The 10,313-nt window shown below is 68.4% G+C and carries 9 protein-coding genes; all 9 read right to left on the bottom strand.

Features of this window, described 5'->3' with window-relative positions; all coding sequences use genetic code 11:
- The coding region (locus tag AB0F81_RS48040; RefSeq protein ID WP_360210587.1) for an amino acid adenylation domain-containing protein at positions 1-3,656 on the bottom strand (3,656 nt) is incomplete at its 3' end.
- A gap of 7 nt (positions 3,657-3,663) precedes the next feature.
- Positions 3,664-3,876, bottom strand: coding sequence for an MbtH family protein (locus AB0F81_RS48035; protein WP_360210585.1), 213 nt, complete (start codon positions 3,874-3,876; stop codon positions 3,664-3,666).
- A gap of 9 nt (positions 3,877-3,885) precedes the next feature.
- Entirely contained in the window at positions 3,886-4,884 is a 999-nt protein-coding gene (locus AB0F81_RS48030; RefSeq protein ID WP_360210583.1) for a class I SAM-dependent methyltransferase, read from the bottom strand.
- Positions 4,885-4,894: 10 nt separating this feature from the next.
- Positions 4,895-5,845: an LnmK family bifunctional acyltransferase/decarboxylase gene (locus AB0F81_RS48025; RefSeq protein WP_360210581.1), complete on the bottom strand. Its 951-nt coding sequence runs from the start codon at positions 5,843-5,845 to the stop codon at positions 4,895-4,897.
- Positions 5,845-6,954 carry a histidinol-phosphate transaminase gene (locus AB0F81_RS48020; protein WP_360210579.1) on the bottom strand — a complete coding sequence of 370 codons (1,110 nt, stop codon included), beginning with the start codon at positions 6,952-6,954 and terminating at the stop codon, positions 5,845-5,847. Before AB0F81_RS48020 ends, AB0F81_RS48025 begins: the two co-directional genes overlap by 1 nt.
- The gene (locus AB0F81_RS48015) at positions 6,923-7,246 is read right to left on the bottom strand and encodes an acyl carrier protein (RefSeq protein ID WP_360210577.1); all 324 of its coding nucleotides are present in this window, start codon (positions 7,244-7,246) and stop codon (positions 6,923-6,925) included. The genes AB0F81_RS48020 and AB0F81_RS48015 overlap by 32 nt, the downstream gene beginning before the upstream one ends.
- A gap of 14 nt (positions 7,247-7,260) precedes the next feature.
- Positions 7,261-8,325 carry a 4-hydroxy-2-oxovalerate aldolase gene (gene dmpG / locus AB0F81_RS48010; protein WP_360210575.1) on the bottom strand — a complete coding sequence of 355 codons (1,065 nt, stop codon included), beginning with the start codon at positions 8,323-8,325 and terminating at the stop codon, positions 7,261-7,263.
- The gene (locus tag AB0F81_RS48005) at positions 8,270-9,190 is read right to left on the bottom strand and encodes an acetaldehyde dehydrogenase (acetylating) (RefSeq protein ID WP_360210573.1); all 921 of its coding nucleotides are present in this window, start codon (positions 9,188-9,190) and stop codon (positions 8,270-8,272) included. The genes dmpG and AB0F81_RS48005 overlap by 56 nt, the downstream gene beginning before the upstream one ends.
- Positions 9,191-9,210: 20 nt before the next feature.
- Positions 9,211-10,029, bottom strand: a complete 819-nt coding sequence (locus AB0F81_RS48000) for a fumarylacetoacetate hydrolase family protein (protein WP_360210571.1) — start codon at positions 10,027-10,029, stop codon at positions 9,211-9,213.
- Between the last annotated feature and the right edge of the window lie 284 nt (positions 10,030-10,313).

Below are 10,313 nucleotides of genomic sequence, written 5' to 3'. Positions count from 1 at the left end.
CCCGCACCCAACCGGGACAACAACGCGGCCAAACCAGCCTGCAACACCATGAACAACGTCGCGTCACACCGCTGCGCCACCCCCACCAGCCCAGCGGTCACCCCCGCATCAACCACGAACGACACATACTCCCCGGTACGACCGGCACCCACCCGACGCCGCCGATCAACCGGCAACACCAACTCCAACGGCACACCCGCCAACTCACGCCGCCAAAAACCAAGCTGCCGAGAAACAAGACTCCCCGGATCACCCTCACCACCCAGCACCTCCCGCTGCCAAATGGCGTAATCGGCGTACTGAACCGGCAACGGCGGGAAATCAGGCGCCCGGCCCGCGCAGCGGGCCGCATAAGCCTCCGCCAAATCCCGGGCCAACGGCCGCAGCGACCACCCGTCACAAGCAATGTGGTGCAACACCAGCACCAGCACGTCGCCGACCAGATGAGCCCGCAACGGCAGATCCGAACTTAAATCGAACGGCCGAGTCGACACCTCCTCAACCGAACCGCCCTCCCCCAGCTCGACCGAAGCCCGCTCCACAATCTCGGCCCGGCCGTCAGGAAAAACCGTGCGCAGTGCCTCATGCCGAGCCACGACATCATTGAGCGCCGCCGCCAACGCCCCCCGGTCCACCTCACCCGACAACGACAACACGATCGGCACGTTGTAACTGGGCGCTGCGCCCTCCAGCTCGGCGAGGAAGTACATCCGGCGCTGCCCCGATGCCAGTGGGATCGGCCCGACTCGCGCGGCCCGGCGCAGCGGTGGCCGCTCACCTGAGTCCGCCCGGGCTACACCGGCGATGCCCCGCACCGTCGGCCTGGCGAACAGGCTGCGGATGTCCACGTCGATGCCCAGGTCGCCGCGGATACGGCTGATCAAGCGGGTGGCGAGCAGAGAGTGACCGCCCAGGTCGAAGAAGTTGTCGTCGACCCCCACATCGTCGGCGCCGAGTACCTCGGCGAACAGTTCGCACAGGCGGGCTTCGGTGCGATTGCGTGGCGCCCGCCTGGACGACAGGTCGCCGTACCGGGGCGCCGGCAGCGCCCGCTTGTCCAGCTTCCCGTTCGCGGTGAGCGGCAGCTTGTCCACCACCATGACGGCACCCGGGACCATGTGCTCAGGAAGCGTGTCCCGCAGATACGTGCGAAGTGCCCAGATCGCCGAGCGGATCCGGCGCGAGGTCACTGGCGCATTGGTGTGCGGTCCCGGCGCTCCGCTCCTCGCGGCGGCGACGATCCCTCTGGTGTGCTCAGGCAGAAGGTAGACGTCGACGCGGTCGGGTGCGGCGGCGGAGGGTGTGACGATTCGCCGGAAGCCGTCCGGGCAGGGCAGGCTCGCGGGATCCACCCCGGCTCCCGCCACCAGCTGTTTCCGGGCCTCGGCCAGGTCGAGTCCATCGGCGATCGCAGCGGCCGCGGCGACCTCTCCGGTCACCCTGGCGTTGGGAACGCCGGTGACCAGAAGCCCGCTCGGCGGCACCTGCGGCACGGAGCCGTCCCAGCGCTCGTGCTGTAAGGCGGCATCGTCAACGACGTCTACCGGGCCGCGGTAGAGGGTCACGTCGTAGCGGTGCCGGGTGAGCTCGTTGTGGTGGCGACCCTCCTTCACGCGGATGTCCACGGCGTCCGCCTCCGCCATCGTCGTGAAGAATTCCGGTGCGACCAGCAGTTCCTCCTCACCGGTCACGCTCTGTTCGACGGCCTGGCGCACCTTCGCGGCGTCGTCCTGCCGGGCGAGGTGGACAGCGGTGTGGAAGGCGCGCAGCGTGCGCACGTCGCGGACGTCGCCGACGAACACCGCGCCGCCCGGCCGTACCAGGCCGAGCGCTCCCCGGACCACGCGCTCCAGGTAGCCGGAGTCGGGGAAGTACTGGATCACGGAGTTGATGACGACGGTGTCGAAGAACGCCGCGGGAAGCTTTGCGAAATCGTCGGCTTGCTGGTGGAGCAGTCGCACGCGCTGATCCGGGCCGATGTGGTGGCGGAGCACGTCGATGGCCGACGACGACAGGTCGGTGGCCCAATAGGATTCGCAGTCCGGCAGCAGCTGGGACATCAGCAGCCCGCTGCCCACGCCGATCTCCAGGATGCGGTTCGGCCGCAGTTCGCGGATCCGGGCGACGGTCGCGTCCCGCCATTCCCGCATCTGGTCCCGTGGGATCGGCCGTCCGTCGTAACTACTGGTCCACCCGGCGAAGTTCTCGCCGAAGGCGGTCGTGCGGCTGTCCTCGTACAACGTCTCGTACAGCGACCGCCACTCCCCCACCACCTGGCTGCCGTCGGTGCCGGCGGTGTCGTCCAGCACCACGTAGGCGACCAGACGCTGATCGCCGGGCTGGTCCTCGCGCAGCACGACCGCGGCGTCGGCCACCTCGCGATGGCGGGTGAGGGTCGCGGCGATCTCCTCGGGCTCGACGCGGAATCCGCGGATCTGCACCTGCTCGTCACTGCGGCCGAGGTGCTCCAGCGCGCCTCCGGGCAGCTGCCGGCCCAGATCGCCGGTGCGGTACATGCGCTGGCCGACCGAGAAGGGGTCGGCGACGAACCGGCTCGCGGTGAGTGCGGGCCGGTTGAGGTAGCCGCGAGACAGCCCCGCTCCCCCGACGTACATCTCACCGACTGCGCCCGGCGGCACGGGGCGCAGGCGCTCGTCCAGCACATGGACGCGCAGGTGCGGGATCGGCTCACCGATCGGGCTGCCGCCCTGTTCGGCATGAGTGGCGTGCAGCGGCAGAGAGGAGACGTGGATCGTGGTCTCGGTGATGCCGTACATGTTGACCAGTTGGGCCGCATCGTAGCCGTGGCGCGTCCACCAGCCGGTCAGCCGTCCCGGGTCCAGCGCCTCCCCGCCGAAGATCACCAAGCGGAGGCTCAGCTCGTTCCCTGTCACCTTCTGGTCGGCTTGGTCGAGCTGGTAGAAGGCGGACGGCGTCTGGTTGAGCACAGTCACGCGTTCGCGCGCGAGCAGCAGACGGAACCGGTCCGGAGATCTGCTCACCTCGTAGGGGACGATGACCACGCGGCCGCCGTATGCCAGGGCTCCCCAGATCTCCCACACCGAGAAGTCGAAGGCGTAGGAGTGAAACAGCGTCCACACGTCAGCGGGCCCGAACTTGAACCAGGGATGAGTGGCGTCCAGCAACGCGGCCACATTGCGGTGGGTGACCGAGACTCCCTTGGGCTCCCCCGTCGAACCCGACGTGTAGATCACATAGGCGACGTTGCCCGGATGCGCCGTGCGGCCGGGCGAGTGGGCGGGCTGCGAGGCGAGCAGTTTGCTGGTCGACGCCGCGGTCAGGTCGATATCGGCGCTCTGCTCCCCGCCGGCCGCACGGACGGTGCACGTGGGGGCGGCGTCGTTGAGCATGTACTGCAGCCGGGCGCTCGGCTGTGCCGGGTCCAGGGGAACGTAGCCGGCGCCCGCCTTCAGTACGGCCAGCACCGCGACCACCAGGTCGAGCGACCGCGGCAGCGCGAGGGCCACCAGCCGTTCGGGGCCGACACCGCGGGCGATCAGCAGATGAGCCAGCCTGTTGGCGCGCTCGTCGAGCTCGCGGTAGGTCAGGCGGACGTTGTCCTGGCTGACGGCTATGGCGTCGGGATTCCGGCCGACTTGCTGTTCGAAGCGATCCGTGAGCGTACGCTCGACCATCGGCCACTCACTCCTGGGTCATTTCGGTGATCAGGCTGCGCGGCCGCATGTCGGTCCAATGGCGCTCGATGTAGCTGACGCAGTCAGCCCGCGGCGCCGGGCCGAACACGGTGGTCCAGCCCTGCGGTACAGCTGCCCAGTCAGGCCAGAGCGAGTGCTGGTCTTCGTCGTTGGTCAGCACCAGATAGGTGCCCTCGGCGTTCTCGAACGGATTGGTCACCGCTCACCCCTACTTCTGGACGATGAAAAGCCGGCCACCCGGGAATTCGTGCGGAACGACCTCGACATGGGAGAACCCCGCGGCGCGGAATCGTTCGATCCACGCCTTTTCGGTGGGGAGGCGTACGTTCATGAACCCGGCATGCAGATAGGTGAACAGGGCACTGAAGCGGCGTTCACGCTCGTCGGCCGCGTACGGAACCGCATCGGTGATCGCCAGGAAGCCGTCGCTGGCGAGCGCCGTCGCGCAGCTTCGCAGCATCGCGTCGAAGGTCGCTTCGTCTCCGACGACGTCGTGGAACACGAAGCCGGCGTGGATCACGTCCGCGCCGGCTACCGGAGACGGGTCGTCCGCCAGCGACTGGACCGAACGCTGGATCACTTCCAGGCGCCCGGCGACACCGGCCCGCTCGGCGGCCTTGCGCGCCTCGGCGCAGGCGCTCTCACTGATGTCGAGAGCCATTCCGGTACGGCCGTGATCCTGGGAAAGGAGCTGGATCAGCAGTCCCGCGGCTCCGGCGCCCAGGTCTGCCACGTGACCGGCGCCGGACCGGACGATCAGGTCGAAGGCCGCCGGGTAGAAATCGCGAGTGCCGATCCATCGGGAGCTGACCGCCACGCGGCGGGAGTTGCGCTGGTGTTCCTTGGCGGCCCCGTCCAGATCGCGGAAGAACATCGGCGCGTTCTCGATGAACGGCCGGTTGGCGTTGAGGGCCCAGCACAGATAGCCCGCGTGATTGCGCTGATTGGCGTAGTCCGGGGCCGCCTGGAAGTCACCGTTGTCCCCGGTCGTCACGACAAGCCCGGCGGCGAGGAGCGCCGCAAGGTATTCCGTCATGGGTCCCTCGGGCGTATCGGCGGCTCCGGCGAGTTCGGCGACGGTGAAGGGCTCCCCGCCATCGAGGAACTGGTCCACGCCGAGCTCGGCGGCCACCTGAAGGAGCGCGGCGGTGGCCGCCATGTCCGCGGCGGCGACACGGGCCGATCGGCGAGTCTGTTCGGATTTCATCGCAAGCTCCTCATGTCTGCGGGTCAAGGTCGATCTCGATGGCGGTGACCGCGAGTAGTTCCTCCGTCGCGGCGTCGCGCATCGCCATGTCCGCGATCTCGATCTGCGGCCGCGAGGCACTGCGCAGCCTGCGCACGGTGATCATGAACAGGGCCCCCGGATCGGCGTTCCCGAAATAGCCCACCTTCTGGTCGATCACCCGGCGCCGGAGAAAATGCTCATCGGAGCGGCCGAGCGAGCGCCAGAGGCGCAGGAGCGCGGTGTCGAAGATGGCGAAGTAGGACGCGAAATAGACCAGGCCCACACCGTTCATGTCCCGCACGACATCGAGCGTGTACTCGAAGGTGCGCTCAGGGCCGATCGGGGCGAAGCCCTGCGGGATCGGGTCACAGAAGCCGCCTGCCTGGCGCGCCCTTCCGACCAACGTGCGCGGCGAGTACTGATTCGGCAGCCGCGGCAGGTCAGCGAACGCGAAATCAGGCGGGGCGATCGCTGCCAGGCCCTGGTTGCTGCCCGGCCGGCTGCGCGCGATCCACCGGTTGAAGGTCTCCACATACATGCAGTCCGGGTGCGGCTGCTCATAGGCCTCCGCAGGATTCAGCGGGCCGTCTGCCAGGTCGAGAGCGGCGGGCGCCAGCCGGTGCAGGGTCAGCACCGACTGGTTGCCGAAGTGGAATACCCGTGAGCTCACGTGCAGTTCGTCGCCGAACGTCAGTCCGTGCGGGTGGACGACGTCGCCGCCGCGTACCCGGTAGTAATAGAAGGACAGGTAGGCCGGCTGCCCCAGCGCCGTGCGCGCCGCGTACACATTGGTGTGGCATGCCGCCGCCACGGTTTCCCACGTCCAGTCACCGATGGCGCCGAAGATCAGCGAACCGCCGCTGCACATGCCCGGGGAGACGACCACCTGCCGGGACAGGCTGCTGTGGTCGATCATGTGCGAGGAGACCGTCATCGCCATCACGCGCCACACCGGTCCGTGAGGGCGCCGGCGGTCACTGCCGGCGGCTTCTCCCGCCACTGCTGCGCCGCTGCGCGGAAGGCGTCGTTGTCCGGGGCCGCACCGATCGACACGCGGATGCCCTCGCCGTCGAAGACTCGCACCGCTATGCCCGCGTCCAGGCACCACCGGCCGAACGCTGCCGAGTTCTCGCCGAGCCGCAGCCAGAGGAAGTTGCCCTGGCAGTCCGGCACGTCCCAGCCGTCGGCCAGCAGAGCCTTCCTGATTCGTTGGCGCTCGGCGACAGTGGTGGCGACCTGCCGCAGCAGCTCCTGCTCGATGCCGAGCGCGGCCAACGCCGCGCGCTGCGCCACGCTGTTGACCGCGTAGGCGAGGCAGGCTTTGCGCAACTGCGTGACGAGGTCGACGGCGCCCACCAGGTAACCCACCCGCAAGCCGGCCAGCCCGTAGGCCTTCGAGAACGTACGCAGCACGACCAGATTCGGGTACGCGTCGCACAGGCGCAGTCCGCTGGACACCCTCGGCTCGCCGACATACTCGACATACGCTTCATCGAGAGCCACCAGGCACGTCGGTGGGACCCGGTCCAGGAACGCCTGCAGCGCGTCGCCGCCGACCACGGTGCCGGTCGGGTTGTTCGGATTGCAGATCAGCACCAGCCGGGTGGCATCGGTGATCCGGGTGGCCATCGCGGCGAGATCGTGCGTCTCGTCGTTCAGCGGTACGCGGACCGAGCGCATCCAGGCGAGGTCGGCGAGGACCGGGTACAGCTCGAAGCTTCGCCAGGCGTACACCACCTCGGCGCCGGGCTCGCCGGCGGCCTGGAACAGCGCCTGAAGCAGTGCGAGGGATCCCGCGCCCACCAGGACCCGGCCCTGGTCGACTCCGTGTCGCCGGGCGAGCTCGCGAGTCAGCTCGGCGCAACCCGGGTCCGGATACCGATGGATGTCCAGGCCGGCCTCCGCCACCGCGGCGATGACCGGGGGCAGCGAGCGGTGCGCGGACTCGTTGGCGGACAGGGGTCGCAGATGGTGGTGGCCGCGCGTTCTGTCGGTGGGCCGGTAGCTGGCGAGGCTGTCAAGGGCGGTGCGTAGGCGCGGCATTGGCATGAGCGCTCCAGAGGGTCATTGGTGCCACGTTCCCGGGATGCGGCTCGGTGGGCTCGCGGTCCCCGGCGGCGGAACTGCGCTCGTGCAGCAGGTCGGCGATGTCCCCGACGGTGCACAGCTCCAGCAGTTCGTAGTCATGGATCTCGATGCCGAGCCTGCTGTTCAGTACCGTCGCCAGTTCGGTCACGGCAAGGGAGTCGATGCCCACCTCGGTGCGTTTGACCGCCGGGGTGATGTCCTCCGCCCGCATCTGCATGTCGTCCACCAGGATGCGCTTGAGCACGTCGAACACAGCTCCTCCTCCTGTCACTGCCGGAGCCTGTCGAATTCCCGGTCCCGTTCGGACCTGCGCAGGGCGAGCGCGACGTCCAGGATGAGGTCCTCCTGACCGGCGATCGCCTGACGCCGGCCGAGTTCGAAGAAGACGTCGCGAGGGTCGACGCCTTCGCGGGCGGAGATGTCGAGCACTCGGTTCTTGAACCCGGAGAACACCCCGGCCAGCCCGCTGACGACCGAGACGGAGTCGATCGTGGGCGGAGCGGGCATCAGCTCCCGCTCGGCGATGTCCGCGGCGTCCAGGAGACGGTAGAGGTCGATGTCCGTGCGGAACCCCAGCCGTTCGAGGACGGGAACCAGAACCTCCAGCTGGGTGTTGCCGGCGCCGGCGCCGAAGCCCCGGGCACATGCGTCCAGGATGTCGGCTCCCGCCTCGGCGGCCGCGATGGAGTTGGCCACGGCCATGCCGAGGTTGTTGTGGCCATGGAACATCACCGGCACGTCGACGGCGGCCTTGATGGCACTGATGCGCTCCGTGACGTCCGCCGGAAGGTAGTGTCCCGAGGAGTCGAGAATGCCTACCCCGCTCGCGCCGTATTCGACGAGCCGCGCGCACTCCTCAGCGAGTCCCTCCGGGGTCGCCATGTGACTCATCAGGAGAACACCGTGCGCCTCCACGTCCCGGTCACGCAGGAAACCGAGGTGCCGCTCGGCGAGGTCCGCCTCGGTGCAGTGAGTGCCGATCCGGACCACGTCGACGCCGTACGCGATGGCGTTCTTGATGTCGCGAAGCGTGGCCCATCCCGGCAGCAGGAAGACACCTAGTTGGCTGTATGTCAGGGCTTCCCTGACGATCGCCAGCATCTCGTCGTCGGTCAGCCGGGCCTGGCCGACCTGCAGGGAGGAAGCACCCAGACCGTTGCCGTGGCCGACCTCGACCACCGGAACAAACGCCGCGTTAGCGGCCTCCGCGTACGCGCGCAGCTGGTCCGGTCCAAGGTTGTGCCGGACGGCGTGGTGGCCGTCGCGCAGACTCGGGTCATGGATTTGGATGAGCCTGCGCGATGGTGCCCCTCGTCCTGTTGCCTTGCTCATGGCGTCTCCGTCCCAGCGCCGAGAGGCGGTCCACCGCATAACACTCGGCGACGTGGATCGCGGCGGAATTGATGATGTCGAGGTTCCCGGCGTATCGAGGTATTCGGTCCCCCGATGACGTGACCTCCACGGCGATGAAGGCCTGGGATTCGTCCACCGTGCAGGCCTTCACGTCGAAGCCGTCGACGAACGAGCGGATGTCTCTCGCGGCTCCTGTCACCAGCGAGCGCACCGAGTCGGTGCTGAGGCCCTTTCCCAGCAGAGCGATCGCGACCCGGAAAGTCGCCGGGGGCCGTGCGGGGCTGATGTTCAGGATCACCTTGACGTTCTTGACGCCGGTGAAGCCACGGATGGCCTCCTGGGTGGTCTCCACGTACTCGTCGAGGTTCATGCGGGTCCCGCGGCCCACGCTCAGAGTGGCGGCCGTCGTCACCACCTCGATGTAGTCGATCTCGTGCGCCTTCGTTATGGCGCTCAGAATGGGTATCGACGCCTGCCCGCCGCAGCTCACCATGCTGATGTCCCGGTGCCAGACGATCTCCGCCTTGTTGACCGTCGGTACGACCATGTGCCCGGCCCTGCTGGGCGTCAGGTCGATGAGCAGGGTGTCGAGAGCCGAGAGCTTCTCGGCGTGCTCGGCATGGAAGAGCGCGTTGGTCGCGTCGAACACCGCGTCGAAGGGCTCCCCGGCCTCGAGGAGGGAGTGGATGCCCCTGGTGGCGACCGGCATGCCGAGCCGGGCCGCCTGGGAGAGCCCGGGACTCGCGGCATCCCGGCCGGCGACGAGCCGCAGGTCGAGATGATCCGAACGCATGATCTTGCTCGCCAGGTCTATGCCGATGAGTCCGGTGCCGAGCACCGACACGGACGCCCGTCCGGCTTCGTTCATCCTGGGATCGCCTCCTTCTCGGTCGGCTCGCTGCCGTCGACGTGCAGTGTGATCGAGCCGAGGCGGTCGAACTCCGCGGTGAAGGTGTCGCCCGGGTTCAGCGGAACCGCCGCGTGCAACGCACCGGTCATGATCACCTGTCCGGCTTCCAGCGTGATGCCGTGCTCGCCGAGCACATTCGCCAGCCATGCCACGACCGCCACCGGATCACCCAGAGCCGCGGCGCCCGCACCGGTCGCCACCAGCTCGCCGTTGCGGGAGAAGACCATGCCCACCAGCCGGTAGTCCAGGTTCGGTGACGGCGTGACAGCCTGCCCGAACACGGCCGCGCCGGTTGAGCCGAGGTCGGCGATCGTGTCCGCAAGCCGGATGCGCCAGTTCTCGATGCGTGAGTCAACGATCTCCAGCCCGGCCATGGCCGCGCCGATCGCCGCGCGCGCCTGCCTCAGCGTGACACCGGGGCCGGCCAGCGGCGCCGCCAGCTTGAAGACGATCTCCGCTTCCACCTTCGGGGCGATGAATGCGTCGAGTGAGACGGTTGCCCCGTCGCCGCGGATCGTGGAGGCCATCACCGGCCCGTAATCCGGAGTCCCGACCCCGAACATATCCTGCATGGCCGCGGAGGTGAGCCCCGCTTTGTAGCCGAAGATGATTTCGCCGTCCGCGACCAGCAATTCAGTGAACGCCCGCTGGATGATGTAGCCGTCATCCATGGTCAGGGACGGATCCACGTCAGTGAACGGCGCGATCGGCAGGCGCTTCTCCCGCGCCTCGTATAATGCCCTGGCCCTCCGTTCGACCTCTTTATCTGTCATTAATTCACCCTCATCGAACGCGCCGTCCGCGGACTGTTACATCTGCTCACCCTGGCCAGGTGCACCCTTCATGCGCGCCGTAGGCATCGTGACCGCCGGCGGGTCGGCGGTGGCGCACCTGAGCCGACCCGGGAGCAACGTCTCTACCGGCTGCGCATCCGGGCAGTCGTCAACGCGCCCCGCGCTCGCGCTGCTGGGCGGCGCGTTCGCGAGCCTGGTCGGCGGTGGCGTGGGCCTCGGTGGCGCGCTCGCGGGCCTGGTCAGCGGTGGCGTGAGCCTCGGTG

This window comes from Actinoplanes sp. NPDC024001 (genome assembly GCF_040638955.1).
Taxonomy (GTDB): domain Bacteria; phylum Actinomycetota; class Actinomycetes; order Mycobacteriales; family Micromonosporaceae; genus Actinoplanes.
This window is presented reverse-complemented; position numbering and strand designations above follow the sequence as displayed.

Excerpts from the sequence above, each read along its gene's own strand:
- AB0F81_RS48030 (WP_360210583.1), bottom strand. The coding sequence starts at position 4,884 with ATGAAATCCGAACAGACTCGCCGATCGGCCCGTGTCGCCGCCGCGGAC.
- AB0F81_RS48025 (WP_360210581.1), bottom strand. The coding sequence starts at position 5,845 with ATGGCGATGACGGTCTCCTCGCACATGATCGACCACAGCAGCCTGTCC.
- AB0F81_RS48020 (WP_360210579.1), bottom strand. The coding sequence starts at position 6,954 with ATGCCAATGCCGCGCCTACGCACCGCCCTTGACAGCCTCGCCAGCTAC.
- dmpG (WP_360210575.1), bottom strand. The coding sequence starts at position 8,325 with ATGAGCAAGGCAACAGGACGAGGGGCACCATCGCGCAGGCTCATCCAA.
- AB0F81_RS48000 (WP_360210571.1), bottom strand. The coding sequence starts at position 10,029 with ATGACAGATAAAGAGGTCGAACGGAGGGCCAGGGCATTATACGAGGCG.